Origin of the sequence: Streptomyces sp. NPDC012474 (genome assembly GCF_042955185.1) — a bacterium.
In the GTDB taxonomy this organism is placed as follows: domain Bacteria; phylum Actinomycetota; class Actinomycetes; order Streptomycetales; family Streptomycetaceae; genus Streptomyces; species Streptomyces cahuitamycinicus.
Genome location: NZ_JBIBEP010000024.1, coordinates 100,962 through 123,200, shown reverse-complemented (window position 1 = coordinate 123,200; position 22,239 = coordinate 100,962). Strand labels below are relative to the sequence as shown.

The following is a 22,239-nucleotide window of genomic DNA, read 5'->3' as shown; positions in this document are numbered from 1 at the left end:
CCCACCGAGGCGACTCGAACTGGCCCCGGTTCGCAGACAATGCGTGAAGATCAGGCGTCGTGAGGTGGTCCCGGAGGGCGGCTTGATCTGGCCCCGCTGGGAGGTGTTCAAATGGAGGCAGGCTATCCGGCTCCCAGCGAACGCAATCCCGTGAAACTGAATTCGCCAGCAGTGTCGGCTGCCTGGCGGGGCCGCGTCGTCTCAGGGATCCCTTATGGATGGGTGCGATATGGATGGGTGCGATCGCAAATCTAGAGCGCCCCCGACAGCATCGCAGGAACACGGACCGCTTGAGGCGCCGACCGCATCGTGCACGCCAGCGCAACCGACGCCACGGCGAAGCCCCACCGGAACGCTCCGGTGGGGCTTCGCCGTATCACCAGCTATCACACAGCGATCACGAACTGGGCGGACCCTCCCGGATCAGGAGGCCCTGACCTGCGATTTCACGCGCGCGCTGGACTGGCGTAGACCCCCCTGGACCGTCTTTACAACCTGTGCCATGTGGTACCGCGGCCCACTCGCTAGCACCACGTACCACTCATCAAGATCCGGACCAGGTGCGGACCGAATCAGCCTGGCACTCGACGTTTCCACTCTTTGTCACAGGTCAGGAGCGAGGTCAGTCGTGTACCACCAGCAGACGAAGAACCTGCTGGTTGGCTCATTACCACAGTCAGGCAGCAGCCCAAAGACCCGCATCCAGAATGCGCGCAGCCTTCGTGATGCTTCCCGGCATCAGGTGGCGGTAGGTCCGATACGTCTCCTCGATCGACTTGTGGTCCATCCACTCGGCTACGTCGGTGATCGGTATACCGTTACTGAGGGCGTTCGACGCAAAGAAGTGACGGAAGCTGTACATACCAACCCCCTCTTCTGGCGGCAACTGCTTGAACAGTTTCTGTACGCGGTAGTGTTCCATTCCTTGTGTGTAATATCCGCTCGGGCCACGAAGAAGGTACCCCTCCGAAGTCACCGCACGCCTCTTTGCGAACTTCTCCATTTCCTCACGCACCGTACGAGGTAGGGGAACCTCCCGAAACTCACCCACTTTTCGGTGCTTCAACTTCGCCGGCCTATTCAACCTGGCATGTATCTGCTCGTGTACACGGTAGACATCGTCTGCAACGATGTTGTTCAGGTTGACAGCCCGAGCTTCGCCGTTTCGCAGACCGCAGCCGACCATCATAGTGATTTCCAGGGCAAGGTCCTCATGAGCTATTGACAGCGCCTTTTCTATGTAACCCAATGTGGGGATACTCACCCTGTCGCGCACGTACTCAGGCCCTTGCACGCCCTTCACAGGGTTACTCGGAATGGCTCCCTTCTCGTGGGCATCCAAGAGGATCGACTTGAGGACCCGGAAGATACTCACCTGGTTACCCCGACCGACACCGTTCGCCTCCAGGTCATCGAGAAACTGCTCAACCACGGTCGGTGTCACCGAGTTCAATTTCCTCGACCCCAGCGCCGGGTTGATGTGCACGTTAAGAGAGCTGAGCACGTTCTCCTTCGTAGAGTATTCCGTCATTCTGCGTTGGCGGGGCAGCCACGTTTCCGAGTACTCCCTGATGGTCTGTTGGCCCAATTCTCGACGGGCCTCCGCCAGCACGGGTGCCGTCGCCTTCTTCTCGGCATACAACTGCGAAAGTCGCTCGATCGCATCATCCTGGGAAGTGAAGCCCCTCTCCTCACGCTGCTTCCCCAGCGCATCCCGGAAACGAATGGTGTACCGGTGGGGGCAACGAGTGGGCTTGACGCAGGAGCAGTCCTTGAAAAACGAACCCATGCCGCGGGCGAGCTGGCGTGCCACGAATGAAACCTTCCGAACAAGAGCAGGTCCGCCCCTTGAGGCGTCAGCGACGGACCGAGGGGCAGCGGTGCAGTACTCAGTCATGCCTCTTGCTGACCATTTGCTGACCTGGACCTGATCATCATGCCTCTGACCTGCAGAGATGACCAAGCATCAGATTTTCCAAAGGAATGTGCCGGAAGCGGGCGGGAGGCGATCAGGGTCGAACGGAAGCGAGCAGGAAGTGTCGCGGCGCTCGAGGCTGCGCATACGCCAAGCGGCCAGACCTGAGGTTACGTGCGCAAACGGGCACCGAGTGCGTCGGCGGCCGCCCGGCCACGCTCTGGATCGCGAGCGCCGACGACGACGGTGTGGCCGGCCTCGATCAATCGGCGAGCGGTCTCATACCCCAGGGACTTGTTCGCTCCGGTGATGAATGTTGTCGTCATGCCTTCACCCTCGCCCCGTGGCGAGAGGACAACCAGTGCCCTTCGTGACGGTAGGACCGCCGGTACCAGGCACAACGGCTGTCCAGCGGACACGATGGCCGCGTGGACGAGACCCTTGGCACCGCATTGCGCCGCTGGCTCGACCGGCTCTCCCCCTGGACGTCGGCCGGCCCGCCCGGCCCGGACGCCGTGCGGCGGGATGGCGACGCGAGGAACCGGTCGACCTCGCGGGCCTGTCGGTCGACTACGTGGTACGTCTGGAACAGGGACGCGCCACCAGCCCTCCGCCACAGGGTCGTCGCAAGCCTGGCCAGGGCACTGCAACTGCAACTGCAACCCATGGAGCGCGATCACGCCTACCGGCTGGCCGGCCTCCTCCCGCCACCGGAGGGGACGGCTCCACGCATGTGCCCGCCGGGGTCCGACGCGTGCTGGCCCGCCTCGGCGAGTTCCCCGTGGGCGTCTTCAGCGCCGACTGGACCCTGCTGTCCTGGACCCCCGCCTGGGCCGCACTGCTGGGCGACCCCAGTGCACAGACACCCACCGAGCGCAATCTGGTACGAGCGGTCTTCACCGCGGGGTCCCGAGGGCTCGCGGCCTGGCCCGTGCTCCCGGAGGGCAACGCCCTGAACCCCGCCCTCGTCGCCGATCTGCGCACAGCTCTCGTCGAGCATCCCCACGACCGCGGACTGATCAACCTTGTCGCGGAACTGCGCTCCACCAGTGGGGAATTCACCCGGCTGTGGGACGAGGGTGCGGTCGGTCCGCACGTCTCGGCCCGCAAGACCATCCTGCACCCCCAGGTCGGCGAGTTGACGTGCGACTGCGACGTGCTCACCGTCCCGGGCTGCGATATCCGCCTCGTCGTCTACACGGTGGCCGCGGGTTCCGCCGATGCGGAGAAGCTGCGGTTCCTGCGGGTCACGAACGGCGTCCGCCCCGACCGCGCCTTCGGAGCCCGATCTGCCCTCGACGCCGTGACAGCGGTCGGTGGTGAGATCGCCGATCAGGGCGGTGGTCGACGATCTCATCACCGTCGACGACGAGGACCCGCCCTGCCTGAGGAAGGTTTCCACGCCCCCCTGGGCATAGCTCGACGCCGACTCGATCGTGGGCTTCTCGCGTACCCCGGGGCCCCTGGGCGCGGTGACCACCGCGAGGTCCGCGCGGCGTGGGGCCCGGTGGGGCGGTCGCGCCGAGGACGAGCATCTCCATGGCAGGGAATCCGCCATGCGCGACGGAGACCGGCTCCGATCAGGCGGATCTGGGCCTCCTGGTCGTCACCCTCGCCCTGGCGCTCCCGCGCGCAGCCCGTCCATGACAAGGTCAAGGAGCCGAGCACTCTGGGCTTGCCAGTCCCCTCGGGCGTCGATCTGCCAGATGCCGGCGATGGCCAGGACGAAGTCGTCGACGGTCAGTTCCGGGCGGATGGTGCCGGCCTCGTGATTGGCCGCGACCAAGGCTTCGATCGCCGCGATCACCGGCGCGTATCCCGGCTGCGCAGGGCCGTCCGTCGTACCGACGATCTGGCGCATCGCGTGCGACAAGCCGGCCTTGGCGACGGCGAAGCGGGCGAGCTGGTCCAGCCATGCACGCAGGGCCTGGTCGGGCGTCCGGGTTTTGAGCAGGTCCGTCGCAGCGTCCGTGAGCAGTCGCACCTCGTGGCCGTAGACCTCCAGGACGAGCGCGTCACGGTTGGGAAAGTTGCGATAGAACGTGCCCTGCCCCACTCCCGCCTTCTTGGCGATCAGACTCAGCGGGACATCCACAGCACGCGACAGCTCGGCCAGTGCCACCTCCAGAATCCGCTCCCGATTGCGCTGTGCGTCCGAGCGCTGAGGCCCGCTGTTGCTGGACTCCACTCCCCCTCCTCCCGGGCTCACACCCTCACCTCGCCTCGCCAACCGGATAGCTGTCCGGTACGTTGCAGGTAGCGGACAGCGGTCCGCTTAGGTCCACCATAGTGCCAGCCGCAGTCAAGGTGAGCGGCCGGTGGCACGCGACCGCCATTCGGTCGAGCCATCGAGGCGCACTGGTGGACGGGCCCGGGCCCGGCGGCCCCGCCAGGATCAAGGAAGCGGCGAGATCGAAAGCGTGGGCGCGGCGGCGGTACTCGCCATGCGGTCCGGCACGCCCGACCTGCTTCGACGCCATCCGCCCGTCCGTCCGGACCGTGTGCTGCCTGCGGAGAGTACAAGTGCTCACTCAAGAGCCCGTCAACCAAGGGACGGCGGGGCATGCCCGGGAGGAGGGCGAGTGGAACCGAAGAACGAGATACCTCAGCGTTCGGATGCGCAACGGAATGCGAGCGCATCCTGGAGGTTGCCCTGACCGAGCTGTCGATGTACGCGGACGCTCCACTCAGCCTGATCGCCGAGAAGGCGGGGGTCGGGCAAGGGACGATGTACCGCAACTTCCCCAACCGCGAGGCGCTCGTCCTCGAAGTCCACCACCGCGAGGTGCGGCATCTCGCCGAAAACGCGCCCCGGTTGCTGAGGAGCGGGAAACCCGACGAGGCCCTGCGCGAGTGGGTGAGCCGCCTCGCCTACTTCGCCATGGCCAGGGCCGGACTGGCCGACGCACTGCGCCATGCCATCAGCGACGGGCAGCCCTGCGAAGCCCGCGCCCTGGGAGGCGAACGCCTCCAGGAGGACGAAGACGCCCCAGTCGGCGGTGTCGACGGACCACTCGAAGAAGAGGTTGCCGGGCTCGGCCCGGGTGGTGGCGCTGAAGACAGACACGCGGTCGAGCCCGCCGGGGACGGGACGACGTCAGCCGCACCACGGCGCAGCGACACCCGGAGATCTGCGTCCGCGCCGGAACCGTCACTGACGTGTCATCGTCAGGGCACCCGGAACTCGCTCCGCTGCCCGCCGAGTCGTCCTCCGACCGAACCGAAACGGAGACCGCATGCCTTCCGACACCGCACGCCGCCGCTGCGCCGTGGTGGGCCTGGGTGCCCGTGCCCGGCTGTTCACCGCAGCGCTCGCCGGTCCCCACGCGGACCGGATCGACCTGGTGGGTTTCTGCGATGTCAACCCGCGCCGCATGGCCGTGCACAACGAGTGGATCGGGGCCTCCGTACCCGCGTACACCGCCGAGGATTTCACTGTGATGCTGCGCCGCGAGCGCGTCGACCTCGTCGTCGTCTGCAGCGTGGACCGGACTCACGACCACTACATCGTCGAAGCCCTGGAGGCCGGCTGCGACGTGGTCACCGAGAAGCCGATGACGATCGACGCCGACCGCGCCCGCCGCATCCTCGACGCTCAGCGGCGCACCGGCCGCAAAGTGCGGGTCGCCTTCAACTATCGCTACAACCCGGTGCACGCCGCCGTCCGGGAGACCATCGCGGCCGGGGAGATCGGCGAGGTCGGTTCCGTGCACTTCGAATGGCTGCTCGACCTGCGGCACGGCGCCGACTACTTCCGGCGCTGGCACCGCGAGAAGGCCAACTCCGGTGGCCTGATGGTCCACAAGGCCACCCATCACTTCGACCTGGTCAACTGGTGGCTGGGCACCGAACCCGAGACGGTGTACGGGCGGGGCAGGCTGTTCTTCTACGGTGACGAGGCGGGCACACGGCGCGGCCTGGCCCGTGACTACACGAGGGCGCACGGCTCGCCGGCGGCGGCCAACGATCCGTTCGCCGTACGGATGGCCGACTCGCCGCTGCTCAGCGCGCTGTACCTGGACGCGGAGGCGGCGGACGGCTACCACCGGGACCAGAACGTCTTCGGGCCGGGGGTGACGATCGAGGACGACATGGCGGTGCTGGTCCGCTACGCGTCCGGCTCCACCCTGACCTACCACCTCACCGCCTACGCCCCGTGGGAGGGCTACCGGATCTCCTTCAACGGCAGCGAAGGACGTCTTGAGCTGCTGGTCGAGGAGTCCACCTGGACCCCGCCCCGGTCACCGGCCCAGGGCGAGAGCACCGTGCCGCACGGAGAGTCGGTGGGCGACCCGGCGGGGCGCACGGAGCTGATGCTGCGCCGGTTCTGGGAGCCGCCGCGCGAGCTGAAGGTTCGGACCGGCGAGGGCGGTCACGGCGGCGGGGACGTTCGCATGCTCGCGGATCTCTTCGGCGAACCCGTGGCCGACCCGCTGGGGCGGGCGGCGGACGCCGTCGACGGGGCCCGCTCACTGGTCACGGGCCTCGCGGCGAACCGGTCCTTCGAGCTGGGGAGCCCGGTGCGTACCCGGGACCTGCTCGACGTGTGACCGCCAGGAACCGGCCCGTCCCTCTCCTTCACGGGGCTTCCCGGAGACGCAGTCCGCCGCGCGCTTCCGCCGGCATGAGCCGCACCCGTCGCCCGGAAATCGCCATCGCGGGCCCGGACCGTCTCCGGTGGGACAATCGGCCGTACGATTCCGAGCCGAGGAAGTCGGTCATCACGCCGTGGAACGAGCAGCAGTGCCCTTTCCTCCTTCGCCGTGGCACCTCACCGGCGACATGGTCGTCTCGCTGTGGCGCGTCCCTGCGGACGATCTGCCCCCCTGGCCCCTGCCGCGCGGGGTCTGCCCCTGGGTCGTGCGGCGCCGTGCCACCCTGCTCACCTTCTGGGTGGACTACCGGCCCGGCGGCGTCCTCGCCTACCGCGAGTTCCTCATCGCCCTGGCCGTTCGCCAGGGCCTCCGCGTCACCGGCAGCACCGTGGCCGCCTGGGTCGACGACGAACAGTCCCTGGCCGCGGGACGCGCCCTGTGGGGCATCCCCAAGGAGCAGGGCGCGATCACGCTCGACGCGGACGGCCGAAGCGTCCGGGGCGAACTGACCGCCGCCGGCCTGCCGTCGGTGCGCGTCGCGTACCGGGACGTGCTGCGGCTGCCCCTCCGGCTGACGGCCCGCGCCCACCTGGTCCAGCAACGGGCCGACGGTACGCAGTGCCGCGTGCCGATGCGGATCAGCGGACGGCCGGCCCTCGGCCGCAGCCGCGTCACGACCGGGGCCGACGCTCCGCTGTCCGTCCTCGCCCGGCATCGGCCGCTCCTCTCCCTCGCCGTCCGCGACTTCCGCAGCAGGGTGGGCGGCTGAGCCGTACGGCCCTCCCCCGGCGTCCGTACGGCCCTCCCCCGGCGTCCGTTCCCCCGGCACCGCGCGTACACGGCACGAGGCACCCCGGGGACCTGTCGCGACGCTCGCCGCTCGCGCGGCGCCGCGGGAGCCGCTCAGCAGCAGCGGCTGTGGGTACGGGCCTCCTGGTGCCGGGTGCGCAGCACCTGGTACTCGCGGCGGGTGGGCACCGGGTCGAGCGGGTGGTGGCGTCGGTGCCGCTCGCAGTGGCGGTCGTACTCGGCCTCTCCGGTCAGCTCGCGCAGATACCAGCGCACCGCCCGCATCCAGTGCCGAATCCTCACGAGCGGGCTCCGGCCAAGGGCTCGGCGGAGTCGCCGGGTGCGTCGAGGCGGGTGTCACCGGGTACGTCGATGCGGGACTCGACGTACGGGGCCTCGGTGGTCGGCAGCGGCGTGGTGGACCGTATCGCGCGCACGCAGACCACCGCCGCGTTGCCGATCACCACGGCGACCAGGAGCAGGAAGAGGGCGATGAGGACGCCGTCGACGGTGGAGTTGGTGACCACGGTGTGCATGTCGGCGGTCGTCTTGGCGGGGGCGAGGATCTGCCCGGCGTCCAGGGCGTCGGCGTAGTGGGCCCGTTGGGCGAAGAAGCCGATCTTCGGGTCGGCGGAGAAGACCTTCTGCCAGCCGGCGGTGAAGGTGATCGCGATGACCCAGGCGAGGGGAATGCCGGTGACCCAGGCAAAGCGCATCCGCCCGGACTTGACGAGGACGGTGGTGCAGACGGCGAGGGCGATGGCGGCGAGCAGTTGGTTGGCGATGCCGAAGAGCGGGAAGAGCTGGTTGATTCCGCCGAGCGGGTCGGTCGCGCCGGTGTAGAGGAAGTAGCCCCAGGCGGCGACGACCAGACCGCTGCACAGCCAGATGCCGGGCTTCCAGTTGACCCGGCCGAGCGGCTTGTAGACGTTGCCGAGCATGTCCTGGAGCATGAAGCGGCCTACGCGGGTGCCGGCGTCCACCGTGGTCAGGATGAACAGCGCCTCGAACATGATCGCGAAGTGGTACCAGAAGGCCTTCATGGCGGCCCCGCCGAAGACTCCGGAGAAGATCTCCGACATGCCGACCGCGAGGGTCGGGGCACCTCCGGAGCGGGCGATCAGGGTCTGTTCCTCGACCGCCTTCGCGGCCTGGGTGAGCTGGTCGGGGGTGATGGTGAAGCCGAGGCCCGCCACCGCGTGGGACGCGGACTCGGCGGTCGCGCCCAGGAGACCGGCCGGTGCGTTCATCGCGTAGTACAGGCCCGGCTCCAGCGTCGCGGCGGCGATCAGCGCCATGATCGCGACGAATGACTCCATCAGCATCGCGCCGTAGCCGATCAGACGGACCTGGGACTCCTTCTGGATCAGCTTCGGAGTCGTTCCGGAGGAGACCAGGGCGTGGAAGCCGGACAGGGCGCCGCAGGCGATCGTGATGAAGAGGAAGGGGAACAGCGCCCCCGCGAAGACCGGGCCCGCTCCCGACGTCGCGAAGTCGCTCACCGCGTCGGCCCTGAGCACGGGCGCGGCCACGATCACTCCCACCGCGAGCAGGGCGATCGTGCCGATCTTCATGAAGGTGGAGAGGTAGTCGCGCGGCGCCAGCAGCATCCAGACCGGCAGTACGGAGGCGACGAAGCCGTAGCCGATCAGACAGAAGACGAGGGTGGTGGGGCTGAGGGTGAACGTATCGGCCAGGGCGGAGTTCTGCACCCAGCCGCCGCCGACGATCGCCAGGAGCAGCAGTGCCACACCGATGAGGCTGGTCTCGACGACCCTGCCCGGACGGACGCGGTGCATCCAGAAGCCCATGAAGAGGGCGATGGGGACGGTCATCGCGACGGAGAACGTGCCCCATGGGGAATGGGCCAGAGCGTTCACGACCACCAGGGCGAGCACACCGAGCAGGATGATCATGATGGCGAACACCGCGACCAGGGCGGCCGCCCCGCCCGCCCGGCCGATCTCGTCGCGGGCCATCTGGCCCAGGGACTTGCCGTCCCGGCGCATCGACAGGAACAGCACCACCATGTCCTGCACCGCCCCGGCGAAGATCACCCCGGCGACGATCCACAGGGTGCCCGGGAGATAGCCCATCTGGGCCGCGAGGACCGGTCCCACCAGCGGCCCGGCGCCGGCGATCGCGGCGAAGTGGTGGCCGAGCAGCACCCGGCGGTCGGTCGGCTGGAAGTCGACGCCGTCCTCCAGGCGCTCGGCGGGCGTGGCCCGGCGGTCGTCCGGCCGGAGTACCCGGCGGGCGATGAACCGGGCGTAGAAGCGGTAGGCGATGGCGTACGAGCCGAGCGCGGCGACCACCAGCCAGACCGCGGAGATCTTCTCGCCCCGGGCCAGCGCGAGGACGCCCCAGGCGACGGCGCCGAGCAGGGCCACACCGGTCCACAACAGGGTGGACCGAAGGGATATACGCGGCTTTTCGGGCGCTGGCGGTCCGGATTCGGGCAGGGTGGACGCAGGCATGGCGGCTCCTCACCAGGGTGGTGCGGGACACCTCGTGACCCGAGGCTCCCGGGGATCAGCGAAACGGCGGCTCTCCCGCTCGCTGTGGGTCTGTGCAAGAGTTGCCCACCCACCGGAACCGGTTGACAGCGAATTTCCAGAGGATTTTCCGCCGGTTCCTTGTCCTCCGATCGGGGCCGCCGCGCAACTCTTGCGCGAGGGATCAGGCACACCAAGGACGGTGACCCATGGCCGACGGCACCATGACCGCGACGTTCCTCGCCGTGACCGGCGGAGCGTCGCTGCTCGCCGTCACCGCGCGGCGCCTGCGGCCCAGCGGCCGGCTGCCGTCCCTGGAGGGCTGGGCACTGGCCGACCGCAGCCTGGGCCCGATGTGGACCTGGTTCCTGCTGGGCGGCACGATCTTCACCGCCTACACCTTCACCGCCGTGCCGGGCCTGGCGTACGGCAACGGCGCCGCGGCCTTCTTCGCCCTGCCGTACACGGTGATCCTCTGCCCGCTCGCCTTCGTCCTGCTCAGCCGCCTGTGGACCGTGGCCCGCGCGCACGGCTACATCACCGTCGCCGACTTCGTCCGCGGGCGGTACGGATCACCGCCGCTCGCGCTGGTCGTCGCACTGACCGGGATCCTCGCGACCATGCCCTACCTGGCGCTCCAGCTGCTCGGCATACGGGCCGTGCTGACGGCCGGCGGCGTGTATCCGCGCGGTGCCGCCGGGGACCTGGTGATGGTGGCGCTGTTCGCGGGGCTCGCCGTGGCCACGTACCGGCACGGGCTGCGGGCGCCCACCGTCATCTCGGCGCTGAAGGCGGTGGCCGTCTTCGTGTCGCTCACCGCGGTCACCTGGCTGGTCCTGGAGCGGCTCGGCGGACCGGGTGCCGTCTTCGACGGAGCGGCCCGGCGGCTCGGCGACCCCGCGCTGGTGCTGACCCCGGCCCAGCAGCCCGCCTACGCCACCCTCGCGCTCGGCTCGGCACTCGCCCTGCTGATGTACCCGCACGTGCTGACGGCGGGGTTCGCCGCCGACGGACCGCGCACCCTGCGCAAGGTGTCGGCGGCGCTGCCCGCCTGGACGGGACTGCTCGCGCTCTTCGGCGTCCTCGGCTTCGCGGCACTCGCGGCCGGGGTGCGGGCGCCGGCAGGCGGGGCCGAGACGGCCGTGCCGATGCTGGTCGACCGGCTGATGCCGGGGCCGCTGGCCGGGCTGGTGTTCGGCGCGATCACCGTCGGGGCGCTGGTCCCCGCGGCGGTGATGTCGATCGCGGCCGCCACCAGCTTCGTCCGCAACGTGTACGTCGAGTACGTGCATCCCACGGCCACACCCAAACGGCAGGTCCGCATCGCCAAGGCCGTCTCGCTCATCGCCAAGGCCGGGGCGGTCGCGTTCGTCTTCGGGCTGCGCGACCAGGACGCGATCAACCTCCAACTGCTCGGCGGAGCCTGGATCCTGCAGATCTTCCCCGCCGTCGTGGTCGGCCTGTTCACCGGACGGCTGCACCCACGGGCGCTGCTCGCCGGGTGGGCGGCGGGCATGGCGGCCGGGACGTACCTCGTCGTCCGCGAGGGCTTCTCGTCCATCGTGGGCTTCGGCTCCGGGCCGCTGGAGATCTACGCCGGGCTCGCCGCCCTGCTGCTCAACCTGATCGTCGCGGTGACCGGCACCGCCGTACTCGAACGTCTCGGCGTCCCGCGCGGCGCCGACCTGACCGACCTGCCGTCCCGCCTGACCGTCAGGCGGCGTCCGGAGACGGGAGCGACCCAGCAGTGAGACACAGACACCCGATACCGGTGCCGGAGCCCGACGTCGAGGCACTGGCACCCGCGCCGGCCGACCCGGCGGAACGGGAACGCGAGGCCGGACTGGCCGGGCTCTTCGAGCTGCACTACGCCTCGATGCTGCGCCTGGCGGTGCTGCTGGGCGCGGACGACCCGGAGAACGTGGTGGCCGAGGCGTACTACCAGATCTACCGCAAGTGGCGGCGCTTGAGGGACATCGAGGCGGCGGAGGCGTATCTGCGCTCCACGGTGTGCAATCTGACCCGTATGCGGATCCGGCACCTCCAGGTCGCCCGCAAGCACGTGGAGAGTCCGCCCGAGGAGACCGTGGTCTCCGCCGAGAGCGCGGCGCTGCTCCGCGACGACCAGCGCGTCCTGATCGACGCGCTGCAGCAACTGCCGGCCCGGCAGCGCGAGGCACTCGTGCTGCGGCACTGGCTCGGACTGAAGGAGGGCGAGATCGCGGCCGCGATGGGCATCTCCTCCGGTTCGGTGAAGACGCACACCGCGCGCGGCCTCGCCGCGCTGACCCAGGCGATGGAGGCCCGGCGATGAACCACACCGATCCGGACCGCACGGAGCGGGAGCTGACCGAGGCCCTGGCCGCCCTCGCCGGCGGGGTGCGGGCCGCGCCGGACGCCTACCGCACGGCACGCGGCGAGTGGCTGCGCCGCGAACGCCGTCGCAGGCTCGTCCTCGCGGTGCTCATCACCGTCGTGTTCGCGCTGGCCACGCTGATCGGTCTGTGGGTGCTGAACGAAGCGCCGTCACATCCGGGAGTGATCTTCTCCGGCCTCCCGAGCGCTCAGGTCAGCACGCGGTAGGTCACGTGCGTGACCCGGCTCGCCGCCCGCGAGGTCACCTGCTCCAGCCTCAGCGGCGGGACGCCCTCGAACAGCCGCGTGCCGGCGCCGAGCGTGAGGGGCGCGATGTGCAGGCGCAGCTCCTCGATCAGGCCGGCGGCGAGGTACTGGTTGATGGTGGTCGCGCCGCCGAGGACGGTGACGTCGCCGCCACCGGCCGCCGCACGTGCCCGGTCCAGGGCCGACGCGATGCCGTCGGTGACGAAGTGGTACGTGGTGCCGCCCTCCATCGGCTGCGGCTCGCGCGTGTGGTGGGTGAGCACGAACACGGGTGCGTGGAACGGCGGATCGGCACCCCACCAGCCGTTCCACGGGCGGTCCCACGCGCCCCGCACCGGGCCGAACATGTTGCGTCCCATGATGAACGCCCCGGCCGTGTTCAGCCGGTCGATCTCGGCCCGGTTCTCGTCAGGTGTGTCGAACATCCAGGCGTGCAGCGCTTCACCCGAGCCGTCACCACCGTCGTCCCCGAACGGCCGCTCCTGCGTCTGGCCGAGCCCGGCCGAGTACCCGTCGGCCGAGATCGTGATGTCACACACCACACTGCCCGTGCCTGTGGTCATGGTCCTGCCCTCCTCGTGTCGTTCCGGTACCCGAACCTACGCGCGCGGACCCCTGTCCTCGGGAATCCTGCCCGCGCCGCGCGGATGCGAAAGTGTGATCGTCCGTACGACGCATCGGAAGGGAACTCAAGGCATGGCCGTCATCCACCACACCACCCTGAAACCGACCAAGCTGGAACTGCTCGCGGCCTGGCTGCCCTCCCGTCCGTGGTACCGCGGCGCGGCCGAACCGGAGTTGACGAAGGCGGGAGGCTTCCGGCTCGACGATCCGAAGGGCGCGGTGGGGATCGAGTTCATGGTGGTCACCGACGCCTCCGGCGCTCAGCCGGTCGCGTACCTGGTGCCTCTGGCGTATCGCGGTGCCCCGCTCGAAGGGGCGGAGCACGCCCTCGTCGGCACGATGGAGCACGGTGTGCTGGGGCAGCGCTGGGCCTACGACGGCTGCCGTGATCCCGTGCTCGTCGCCCGGTTGGCGGCCCTGATCGAGGGGCGGGCGCAGGCCCAGGACCAGAACGTCAGCGACACCCCCGCTCAGCGGGTCGTCGTCTCCCACACCGGTGAGGGCTCCCTCTCCACGGACTTCACCGTCACCGACGACCGGGAAGGCACCGCGCTGACCACCCCCCAGGGCCCGGTCCTGCGCTTGCACCGGGCCCTGCAGCCCGCTGCGGGCGGCCTGTTCGCCGCTCCGCGGGGGGCGATCGGCCACGTCGCCGGTTCCTGGGAGGCGCCGGACGGCAGCCGCGCGCACGGGGCGTTCGCCGTGCTGCACGGGGGCAGCCGGGCGTAGCGACTCCGGGATCAGCGCGTCCGCGAGCGGAACGTCCTGCGGTACGCGTCCGGGGGCACGCCGACCGTGCGGTTGAAGTGGCGGCGCAGCGTCGTGGCGGTCCCCATGCCGGTGGCCGCCGCGATGGTGTCGACGCTGTCGTCGGTCTGCTCCAGCAGTTCCTGGGCGTGCCGGATGCGCTGGGTCAGCAGCCACTGCAGCGGGGTCGTGCCGGTCACCGCTCTGAAGTGCCGGCCCAGGTGACGGGAGCTCATTCCGGCCCGGCGGGCCAGGTCCGCCACGGTCAGCGGCTGGTCGAGCCGCTCGATGATCCAGGGGAACAGGGCGGCGAGCGGGTGGTCGTCCCGGTCGGGCACCGGGGCGGTGACGAACTGGGCCTGTCCGCCTGCCCGGTGTGGCGGTACGACCAGGCGGCGGGCGACGGCGTTGGCGACCGACGAGCCCAGGTCGAGACGGACCAGGTGCAGGCACAGGTCCAGGGCGGCGGCCTTGCCGGCGGAGGTGAGCACCCTGCCGTTGTCCACGTACAGCACGTCCGGGTCGACCTCCACCAGGGGGTGGCGGGCGGCCAGTTCCCCGGTGTGCGCCCAGTGCGTGGTGGCGCGCAGCCCGTCGAGAAGCCCCGCGGCGGCCAGTACGAACGCGCCCGTGCACAGGGAGACCACGCGCGCGCCCGCCTCGTGGGCCTCGCGCACCGCGTCCACCAGGCCTGCGGGCGGGACCACGTCGACGTCGGCCCAGCCGGGGACGATCACGGTGCCGGCGTGCCGGAGCCGGTCGAGCCCGGCGTCGGGTTCCAGCCGGAAGCGGCCGATGCGCACGGCGGCCGGGCCGCAGACGGTGAGGTCGTACCAGGGTCCCGTCACCCCGGCCGGGGCGGCGGCGAACACCTCGTGGGCCAGGGACAGTTCGAAGTGGAGCATTCCGTCGGTTGCGGCCAGCGCGACAGTGGTCATGTCCGTAATTGTATGAGGCATGTCGTTCCAGACACTCACACTCGGATGCTCATCGCCGTCAGGATGGCGGTAGTTGATCGTTCGAGCACAGGGGAGAGCTCATGGGACCGGGTCAGACGGTGACGGTGTTCGGCGCGTACGGGCACACCGGGCGGTTCATGGTGGCGGAGCTGCTGGATCGCGGGTTCGTCCCGGTCCTCTCGGGGCGCGACGAGGTGAAGCTGAAGGCGCTGGCGGCGTCGTACCCAGGGCTGGAGGCCCGGCCGGCGTCGGTCGACGATCCGGACGCGCTCGACCGCGCGCTGGCCGGGGCGGCGGCGGTGGTCAACTGTGCCGGGCCGTTCGCCACGACGGCCGCTCCGGTGATCGAGGCGGCCCTGCGCGCCGGCGTCCCGTATGTCGATGTGGCGGCCGAGATCGAGGCGAACGCGGACACGTTCGCCCACTTCGCGGACCGCGCCCGCGCCGCGGGAGCGGTGATCGTCCCGGCGATGGCCTTCTTCGGCGGTCTCGGTGACCTGCTGGCCACCGCGGCGATGGGCGACTGGACCGGGGCCGACGAGGCGCACGTCGCGTACGCGCTGAGCGATTGGCAGCCCACGGACGGGACACGGGCCGCCGGCGCGGTCTCCCGGCAGCGGCGCGGCGGTGCGCGCGTGGTGTACCGCAACGGGCGGCTGGACTACCGCCGGGACGAGGCGACGACCCTCCAATGGACCTTCCCCGAGCCGCTGGGCACCCGGACGGTGATCGGGGAGTTCACGATGGCCGATGTCGTCACCATCCCCAGCCACCTGCCCGTCCCCGACGTCCGCACCTATATGACGGCCGAGGCGGCCCGGGACGTGTCGGCCCCCGGCTCACCGACGCCGGCCGCGGTCGACGAGCACGGGCGGTCCGCTCAGACCTTCCTCGTCGACGTCGTCGTACGCTCCGGCGGCGCCGAACGGCGGGCCGTGGCGAGGGGGCGGGACATCTACGCGGTCACGGCGCCGCTCGCGGTGGAGGCGGTGCACCGCATCCTCACCGGGCAGACCCGGACGGTGGGTGTCGTCTCCGCCGGCGAGATCTTCGATGCGGCCGGCTTCCTGCGCGCGCTGTCCTCGCACCTGTCGGTGGAACTGGGTCACGAATGATCTCCCGGGCTCCCGCCCACAAGCTCTGTGAAGGAGGTACTTTTCCTGGTAAACACTGACCAAAGCTGCACGAGGAAGAAGGCCGGCCGGGACCCACCCTCCGTCACGGATCATCCAGAAGGCACTGTGGAGGCAGCCGGTGGGAGACGTCGCATTCAACCGCAGGGCCTTCCTGACCGGTGCCGGAGGGATCGCCGCCGGCACGGCTGCCGCGTCGCTCACGGCATGCGAGACCCGCACCGGGCCTCCCGCCGGCCAGGGCAGCAAGGTGCTGATCGTCCGGAACTTCGGCGGCTCCTACGGCGAGGCGAACCGCAAAGCCGTGTACGACCCGTTCACCAGAGAGACCGGCATTCGGATCAGGACGGTGAACTTCGAGCACGTGCAGATGCTCGCCCAGATCAAGGAAGGCCGTCCGCAGTTCGACGTCATGGACATCGACATGTCCAATCTGCTGCTCTTCGAGCACGAGGGCGTCTCCGAGCCACTGGACTACGGCCGGTTGAAGAACGTCAGGAACGCGGGAATCGCCCGGTCCCTGCTCACGCCCAACGGCGTGGGCAAGAGTTACTGGGCCAGCGTGCTCGCCTACCGCACCGACGCGTTCGGCGGCAGGAAGCCGGAGTCCTGGGCGGACTTCTGGAGCCTCGGAGGCTTCCCGGGCACCCGCGCGCTCCAGGGGGAGGTGGACTTTCCCGAGCTGGAGTTCGCCCTGCTGGCCGACGGTGTGCCGCTCGACGGGCTCTACCCGCTCGACGTGGACCGTGCCTTCAAGGTCCTCGACGAGATCAGGAACTCCGTGGGCGCGCTCTGGGAGTACGGCGCGGAGCCGGGTGAGCTGCTGTCCCGCGGCAGCGTCGTGGCCTCCAGCATCTGGGCCGGCCGGCTCCAGACCGTGATCGAGGGCGGGTCTCCGCTCGCGTACGAGTGGAACGGTGCCCGCAGGCAGAGCAACGGTTTCGGAATTCCCAAGGGCTCCGCGAACCCGGACGGCGCCTACCGGCTCATCGACTTCGCACTGCGGCCCGAGGTCCAGGCCCACATGGCGCGCCTCTACCCCGACGGGCCCGTGGTGCCCGCCGCCTACGGGCACCTCACCGAGGCAACCGCCGTGAATCTGGCGAGCACTCCCGGCCACCTGCTGTCGGGCTTCGACCTGGACATCGAGTGGTGGCTCCAGAACCGGGACTCCGTGGCCAGGCGCTGGCAGCAGTGGGCGCGCACGCGTGACTGAGCACATTCAGCCATATGGCTGAATATGAAGGCACATGGTAGAGAGTCGGTATGGCCCGGCACCTCGGTCGATTCTCGGCCCTCCGCTCCCCCGCGCACAGTGACGGGCGTACTCGGTCGGCCTCGCGACGGGGTGAGGAGGAGGACGACGCGCGGCAGGAGCCCGGCGCCCGGTCCCCGGGAGCGCGGCGGCAGGTCCTGCCGAGGGTGCGCAGCGTCGCCGGCCAGGTGTTCCTGCTGCAGTCGGTGATCATGGTGCTGTTCGCCGCCGCCGCGGGAGGAGCCCTCGTCGTGCAGGCGCGGGATTCGAGCACCCAGGAGGCGCGGCAGCTCTCGGAGGGCGTCGCCCAGTCCTTCGCGCGGGCCCCGGGAACGCTGGACGCCATGAAGTCCCGCGACCCCACCGAGCTGCTGCAGCCGCGGGCGGAGGACACCCGGAAGAACACCGGCGTCGACTACGTGGTGACGTTCGATCCTCAGGGCTTCCGCTGGACCCACCCCGACCCGGAGCTGATCGGCGAGCACATCTACGCCGTGCGCGAGGGCGGCGCCGCCGACCGGCCGTTCACCAAGACGTTCGAGGGCAGTCTGGGTCTCGCCGTGGACACGACGGTCCCGGTGTACGACACCAACGGGCTCACGGTCGTCGGCTTCGTGTCGGTCGGGGTCACCGTGGCCAGCGTGGACGACGTGGTGCAGGATCAGCTGCCGCAGCTGCTGGGGTTCGCGGGCGGCGCGCTCGCGGTGGCCGCGGGCGGCACGGCGCTGGTCTCGTGGCGGTTGCGGCGGCAGACCCGCGGCCTGGATCCGTCCGAGATGACGCGCATGTACGAGCATCACGACGCGGTGCTGCACGCGGTGCGCGAGGGTGTGCTGATCATCGGGAGCGACGGCCGGCTGCTGCTCGCGAACGACGAGGCGCGGCGGTTGCTGGACCTGCCCGCGGACGCCGAGGAGCGCCGGGTCTCGGATCTCGGTCTGGAGGCGGGCACCGCCGAGCTGCTGGGTTCGGGCCGGCCGGCCACCGACGTGGTGCACTTGGCGGGCGACCGGCTGCTGGCGGTCAACGTGCGCCCGGTCGACCCGGACGACCGTCCCGCGGGCAGCGTGGCGACCCTGCGTGACACGACGGAGCTGCGGGCGCTGGCGGGCAGGGCGGAGGTGGCCCGGGAGCGGCTGGGGCTGCTGTACGAGGCGGGGGTGCGGATCGGGACCACGCTGGACGTGGTGCGTACCGCGCGGGAACTGGCCGAGGTGGCGGTCCCCCGGTTCGCCGACGCCGCCACGGTCGACCTGCTGGATCCGATCCTGCGCGGTGCGGTGTCGGCCGGGCCCGGTCCGGAGATGCGCCGGGTCGCGGTACACGGCGTCGACGGTGCCCGGTCCCTCTATCCGGTGGGTGAGCTGATCCGCTTCGTCCCCACAGCGCCGGCCGCCGTCGGTGCCGAGCGCGGCCGTGGGGTCCTGGACGTCGACCTGACCGCTCCGGACGGCTGGTTGAGCGCCCAGGACCCCGATCGCGCGAAGCGCGTGCTGGACCTCGGTTTCCACTCCCTGATCACGGTGCCGCTCCAGGCCCGCGGTGTGGTGCTGGGCATGGCGAGCTTCTGGCGCTCCGACGGCGCTCCCTTCGTCAGGGAGGATCTGGCCTTCGCCGAGGAACTGGCCGCTCGGGCCGCGGTCGCGGTCGACAACGCCCGCCGCTACACCCGTGAGCGCACCCTGGCCGAGTCACTGCAGCGCAGCCTGTTGCCGGGCTCCCTGCCCGACCACTCGGCCGTGGAGGTCGCCCACCGCTACCTGCCCGCCCTGGAGGGTGTGGGCGGCGACTGGTTCGACGTGATCCCGCTGCCCGGTGCCCGGGTCGCCCTGGTGGTCGGCGACGTCGTGGGGCACGGCCTGCACGCCGCGGCCACGATGGGCCGGCTGCGTACCGCGGTGCACAACTTCTCCGCCCTCGACCTGCCTCCGGACGAGCTCCTCGGGCACCTGGACGAGTTGGTCGCGCGGATCGACAGCGACGAGAGCGAGGAGCGGGACCACGAGAGCGTCGCGGGCGCCACCTGCCTCTACGCCGTCTACGATCCGGCCTCCGGTATGTGCTGCCTGTCCCGGTCCGGGCATCCGGAGCCGGCCCTGGTGCATCCCGACGGCACCGTGGAGTTCTTGCGGGTGCCCGGGGCGCCGCCGCTCGGTCTGGGCGGCGCCGAACCCTTCGAGACCACCGAGGTCGCCCTGCCCGAGGGCTCGCGGCTGGTCTTCTACACGGACGGGCTGGTCGAGGACCGGGAGCGGGGCATCGACACCGGCCTTGAGGCGTTGCGCCGCGCTCTGGCCGGCGCTCGCCGCACCCCGGAGGAGACCTGCCGGGACGTCCTCGGCGCGCTGCTTCCCGCCCGGTCGAGCGACGACATCGCCCTGCTCGTCGCCCGCACCCGGCTGCTGGATCCCTCCCAGGTGGCCGAGTGGGACGTGCCCGGCGATCCGGCGGCCGTCGCGGGCATCAGGGCGGACGTCACCGGGCGGCTGCGGACCTGGGGGCTGGAGGAGCTGGTCTTCACGACCGAGCTGATCGTCAGCGAGCTGGTCACCAACGCCATCCGCTACGGCATCGAACCGGTCCGGCTGCGGGTGCTGCGCGACGGCGACAGCCTGATCTGCGAAGTCGCCGACGGCAGCAGCACCTCACCCCACCTGCGCAGGGCCGCGATCACCGACGAGGGCGGGCGGGGACTGTTCCTCGTCGCCCGGTTCGCCCGGCGGTGGGGAACGCGCTACATGGCCCGTGGCAAGGTGATCTGGACCGAACAGTCCATCCGGAGTCCGGCCGCCGAGCCCGAGGAGGTGCCGGCCGACGCTCTCCTGGACCAGTGGGAGGACGCGGCCTGGTGAGGCACCTCGTCACACACCGATGCTGTACACCTTGCGGATCGTCTCCTTGACGTCCCAGCGGCCGGACCAGCCCTTGGGCTGGACGATGACGTCACCGGCGGAGATCTCGAAGGTCTCTCCCGTGGCGGCGTCGGTGACGACCGCGCGGCCGCTCAGGATGTAGCAGGTCTCGGTATCCTCGCGCTCCTCGACAGGCCACCCGCCGGGCCGGGACTCCCAGACACCGGCCCGGACCGTGTCGTCGGTGTCGAACCGGAGAAGGCCGAGTTGCGGGTCGCCGGCATCCGCGCCCGGACGCCGGCCGATCGCTTCGAGATCTCCGGTGATCATCGGCGCGGGGACGTGGACGAACGTGGCCATGAGTGGCTCCCAGGTGCATCGGGCTGTGCGGGTGTCGAGGAGAAATCCTGCACGCACCGCCCCCTGACCTCGACGGGCGAGTTGTCAGGAACGTCGCCGAGTTTCTGACACGCCGCGGTCGGCACTACCGCACAGTGAGGTCGGGGACTGCGGATCCGATGCCTCACGGCGTGCGGAAACCGCGGAACGTCACGTGCTTGCGTGTCTCGAAGCCGAGCCGTTCGTAGAGCGCGAGAGCGCCGCTGTTCTCCTCGGCCACGTGCAGGAAGGGACGTTCGCCGCGAACGACGATGCGCGCGATGAGCGCGCGCAGCAAGCGGACGGCGTGACCTCGGCCGCGCGCCTCGGGGGCGGTGCAGACGGCGCTGATCTCGGTCCATCCGGGAGGCCTCAGCCGCTCCCCCACCATCGCCACCAGCATGCCGCCGTCCCGGATGCCGAGATACGTACCGAGTTCGTGCGTCCGGGGCCAGAACGGCCCCGGACGGGTCCGCCCGATGAGATCGAGCATCTCGGGCACGCTCTCGGTGCCGAGTTCGACCACGCCGGAGTCGGACTCGGCACCGGACGGATCCGGGCCGCTGTGCCCGGCCCAGATCATCTGCCGGCCTTCCAGGACGAAGACCGGCTCCCAGTCCGGCGGCGGCATGTCCGGGCAGCTGAACATGTCGGCGAACCCGCCCGGCCCCAGCAGCTTGGCCAGGTCGGCCCATGCCTGCGCGTCCGGCTCGGCGGGCACCGCGGAGAAGGTCGCGACTCCGGGCACGTAGGTGACGGCGTCACCGAGCCGGCGGGCGAGACGCGCGTGGTGCCCGCGGAGCGACTCGCCCACCGGGTCGTCGAGTACGTCGGCGTCGCGGAGCCCCGTGGTCATGCTGCGCCTTCCTGCCCTGGGTCGTCTTCGGATCAGACGGCCATGCTAGTCAGACGCTCGGAACGGGATGCGGGCGCTACCTGAGATAGGCGGCGAGCGCGAGGTTCTGCTTGCGCACGTCCCCGGCGACGAGTCCGGCGATCCGCTGCGCGCCGTACGTCTCGAAGTGGGTGCGGTCGTTGCAGAAGAAGGCGCCCACGGGGCCCGATCCGAAGTCGCCGTTGTGCGGGCAGAAGCGCAGGTTGTTGTAGAGCGACACACTCAGCGACTGCAGGTCGACGACCGGTGCCCTGGTGGCGGCTCCGACGGCGAAGGTCTCGTTCACGAAGCCGCGGTTCTTCGTCGCAGTGCTCCCGGAACAGGTGATGGCGGCCACCGGGGTGAGCAGCACCGGGTGTGCTCCCCGGGCCAGGGCGGCCTGCACCATCGTGGTCATCAACTGGCGGTAGCGGGCGGGGCCGACGTGCCGGGGGCAGGTCGAGGAGGAGTCGTTGATGCCGAACTGGATGAACAGGTAGTCGCCGGCCTTCATCCCGGTGCTCGCGTTCAGCATCGACTGCCAGCGTGAGGAGTACGTGCCTGAGGTGAGGCGGCACTCGCCGTCCGAGCCCTTGGTGCCGCTGACGTTTCCTTCGTACATCCAGGTCTGGATGCTGCGGCCTCCCACGGCCTGGTTTCTGACGGTCACGTCGGCGTTGAACAAGGCGTCGAACCGGCTGCCCCAGCCGACCGGGCAGCGGGCGGAGCCCGGGTTGGCCATGGTGGAGTCACCGGCCAGCCACACCGTGACCGGTGCGGCCGCCGCTCGTCCGGCCGGGGCCTTGGCGCTGGAGGCGCCGGCGCAGTTCGCCGCAGGGCCGGCGAACGGGTCGACGACAGCGCGCAGTTCCGGTCCGCGCGCCGCTGGGGCGCCGCTGTCAGCCGCTGAGGCGGTGCCGGCACCGAGGCTCGACAAGGCGATCACCAGCGCGGTCGTCACGAGTGTCCGGAGGTTCTTCATCGTGTGTCCTCCATGGGTC

At 70.5% G+C, this 22,239-nt stretch carries 18 protein-coding genes and 3 pseudogenes; 11 read left to right on the top strand and 10 right to left on the bottom strand.

Annotated elements, in window-relative coordinates; all coding sequences use genetic code 11:
- Positions 1 to 676 precede the first annotated feature (676 nt).
- Both ACFY9S_RS36525 and ACFY9S_RS36520 read right to left on the bottom strand, forming a co-directional pair.
- The gene (locus tag ACFY9S_RS36525; protein ID WP_391137561.1) at positions 677 to 1,813 is read right to left on the bottom strand and encodes a tyrosine-type recombinase/integrase; all 1,137 of its coding nucleotides are present in this window, start codon (positions 1,811 to 1,813) and stop codon (positions 677 to 679) included.
- 284 nt (positions 1,814 to 2,097) lie between these two features.
- A pseudogene (locus ACFY9S_RS36520) lies at positions 2,098 to 2,241 on the bottom strand (SDR family NAD(P)-dependent oxidoreductase); the annotation flags it as partial.
- Between the two features lie 102 nt (positions 2,242 to 2,343).
- Between ACFY9S_RS36520 and ACFY9S_RS36515 the strand changes: the two are divergent.
- Positions 2,344 to 3,185 (top strand): annotated as a pseudogene (locus ACFY9S_RS36515) (helix-turn-helix transcriptional regulator); the annotation flags it as partial.
- 336 nt (positions 3,186 to 3,521) lie between these two features.
- Here the strand turns inward: ACFY9S_RS36515 and ACFY9S_RS36510 are convergent.
- Positions 3,522 to 4,103: a TetR family transcriptional regulator gene (locus ACFY9S_RS36510; protein ID WP_391137558.1), complete on the bottom strand. Its 582-nt coding sequence runs from the start codon at positions 4,101 to 4,103 to the stop codon at positions 3,522 to 3,524.
- 394 nt (positions 4,104 to 4,497) lie between these two features.
- On the opposite strand from ACFY9S_RS36510, the pseudogene ACFY9S_RS36505 reads away from it, so the two are divergent.
- The 3 genes and pseudogenes from ACFY9S_RS36505 to ACFY9S_RS36495 form a co-directional block, all read left to right on the top strand.
- A pseudogene (locus tag ACFY9S_RS36505) lies at positions 4,498 to 4,863 on the top strand (TetR/AcrR family transcriptional regulator); the annotation flags it as partial.
- Between the two features lie 288 nt (positions 4,864 to 5,151).
- Positions 5,152 to 6,465, top strand: coding sequence for a Gfo/Idh/MocA family oxidoreductase (locus ACFY9S_RS36500; protein WP_391137555.1), 1,314 nt, complete (start codon positions 5,152 to 5,154; stop codon positions 6,463 to 6,465).
- Positions 6,466 to 6,658: 193 nt separating this feature from the next.
- Positions 6,659 to 7,279 (top strand): acetoacetate decarboxylase family protein, encoded by a 621-nt coding sequence (locus ACFY9S_RS36495; RefSeq protein WP_391137552.1) that lies wholly within the window; start codon positions 6,659 to 6,661, stop codon positions 7,277 to 7,279.
- Positions 7,280 to 7,413: 134 nt separating this feature from the next.
- Here the strand turns inward: ACFY9S_RS36495 and ACFY9S_RS36490 are convergent, their stop codons facing one another.
- Both ACFY9S_RS36490 and ACFY9S_RS36485 read right to left on the bottom strand, forming a co-directional pair.
- Positions 7,414 to 7,602, bottom strand: a complete 189-nt coding sequence (locus tag ACFY9S_RS36490; RefSeq protein WP_391137549.1) for a CstA-like transporter-associated (seleno)protein — start codon at positions 7,600 to 7,602, stop codon at positions 7,414 to 7,416.
- Positions 7,599 to 9,776 (bottom strand): carbon starvation CstA family protein, encoded by a 2,178-nt coding sequence (locus ACFY9S_RS36485; RefSeq protein WP_391137546.1) that lies wholly within the window; start codon positions 9,774 to 9,776, stop codon positions 7,599 to 7,601. Before ACFY9S_RS36485 ends, ACFY9S_RS36490 begins: the two co-directional genes overlap by 4 nt.
- A gap of 227 nt (positions 9,777 to 10,003) precedes the next feature.
- Here ACFY9S_RS36485 and ACFY9S_RS36480 point away from each other — a divergent pair, with 227 nt between their 5' ends.
- Genes ACFY9S_RS36480 through ACFY9S_RS36470 form a run of 3 tightly spaced genes read left to right on the top strand, consistent with a single transcriptional unit; the run spans position 10,004 to position 12,377 of the window.
- Positions 10,004 to 11,545: a sodium:solute symporter gene (locus ACFY9S_RS36480; RefSeq protein ID WP_391137543.1), complete on the top strand. Its 1,542-nt coding sequence runs from the start codon at positions 10,004 to 10,006 to the stop codon at positions 11,543 to 11,545.
- Positions 11,546 to 11,559: 14 nt separating this feature from the next.
- A complete protein-coding gene (locus ACFY9S_RS36475; protein WP_359154019.1) occupies positions 11,560 to 12,108 on the top strand; it encodes a SigE family RNA polymerase sigma factor in 549 nt (182 codons plus the stop codon).
- Positions 12,105 to 12,377, top strand: a complete 273-nt coding sequence (locus ACFY9S_RS36470) for a hypothetical protein (protein WP_386500212.1) — start codon at positions 12,105 to 12,107, stop codon at positions 12,375 to 12,377. The genes ACFY9S_RS36475 and ACFY9S_RS36470 overlap by 4 nt, the downstream gene beginning before the upstream one ends.
- Here the strand turns inward: ACFY9S_RS36470 and ACFY9S_RS36465 are convergent.
- Positions 12,359 to 12,979: a dihydrofolate reductase family protein gene (locus ACFY9S_RS36465; protein WP_391137540.1), complete on the bottom strand. Its 621-nt coding sequence runs from the start codon at positions 12,977 to 12,979 to the stop codon at positions 12,359 to 12,361. The genes ACFY9S_RS36470 and ACFY9S_RS36465 overlap by 19 nt on opposite strands.
- A 133-nt stretch (positions 12,980 to 13,112) precedes the next feature.
- Here ACFY9S_RS36465 and ACFY9S_RS36460 point away from each other — a divergent pair, with 133 nt between their 5' ends.
- Positions 13,113 to 13,769, top strand: coding sequence for a 1,4-alpha-glucan branching protein (locus ACFY9S_RS36460; protein ID WP_391137537.1), 657 nt, complete (start codon positions 13,113 to 13,115; stop codon positions 13,767 to 13,769).
- Positions 13,770 to 13,780: 11 nt separating this feature from the next.
- On the opposite strand, the gene ACFY9S_RS36455 is transcribed toward ACFY9S_RS36460, so the two are convergent.
- Positions 13,781 to 14,725, bottom strand: a complete 945-nt coding sequence (locus ACFY9S_RS36455; protein WP_391137536.1) for a helix-turn-helix domain-containing protein — start codon at positions 14,723 to 14,725, stop codon at positions 13,781 to 13,783.
- A 101-nt stretch (positions 14,726 to 14,826) separates the two neighbouring features.
- Here ACFY9S_RS36455 and ACFY9S_RS36450 point away from each other — a divergent pair, with 101 nt between their 5' ends.
- From ACFY9S_RS36450 to ACFY9S_RS36440, 3 genes are all read left to right on the top strand, one after another.
- On the top strand, positions 14,827 to 15,861 hold the full coding sequence (locus ACFY9S_RS36450) for a saccharopine dehydrogenase NADP-binding domain-containing protein (RefSeq protein WP_391137534.1): 1,035 nt from the start codon (positions 14,827 to 14,829) through the stop codon (positions 15,859 to 15,861).
- A 139-nt stretch (positions 15,862 to 16,000) separates the two neighbouring features.
- Positions 16,001 to 17,095 carry an extracellular solute-binding protein gene (locus ACFY9S_RS36445; RefSeq protein ID WP_391137532.1) on the top strand — a complete coding sequence of 365 codons (1,095 nt, stop codon included), beginning with the start codon at positions 16,001 to 16,003 and terminating at the stop codon, positions 17,093 to 17,095.
- 50 nt (positions 17,096 to 17,145) lie between these two features.
- On the top strand, positions 17,146 to 19,986 hold the full coding sequence (locus tag ACFY9S_RS36440; RefSeq protein ID WP_391137530.1) for a SpoIIE family protein phosphatase: 2,841 nt from the start codon (positions 17,146 to 17,148) through the stop codon (positions 19,984 to 19,986).
- Between the two features lie 9 nt (positions 19,987 to 19,995).
- On the opposite strand, the gene ACFY9S_RS36435 is transcribed toward ACFY9S_RS36440, so the two are convergent.
- From ACFY9S_RS36435 to ACFY9S_RS36425, 3 genes are all read right to left on the bottom strand, one after another.
- Positions 19,996 to 20,346 (bottom strand): cupin domain-containing protein, encoded by a 351-nt coding sequence (locus tag ACFY9S_RS36435; RefSeq protein ID WP_391137529.1) that lies wholly within the window; start codon positions 20,344 to 20,346, stop codon positions 19,996 to 19,998.
- Between the two features lie 163 nt (positions 20,347 to 20,509).
- The gene (locus ACFY9S_RS36430; RefSeq protein WP_391137526.1) at positions 20,510 to 21,220 is read right to left on the bottom strand and encodes a GNAT family N-acetyltransferase; all 711 of its coding nucleotides are present in this window, start codon (positions 21,218 to 21,220) and stop codon (positions 20,510 to 20,512) included.
- A gap of 76 nt (positions 21,221 to 21,296) precedes the next feature.
- Positions 21,297 to 22,220: a GDSL-type esterase/lipase family protein gene (locus tag ACFY9S_RS36425; RefSeq protein WP_391137523.1), complete on the bottom strand. Its 924-nt coding sequence runs from the start codon at positions 22,218 to 22,220 to the stop codon at positions 21,297 to 21,299.
- Positions 22,221 to 22,239 lie beyond the last annotated feature (19 nt).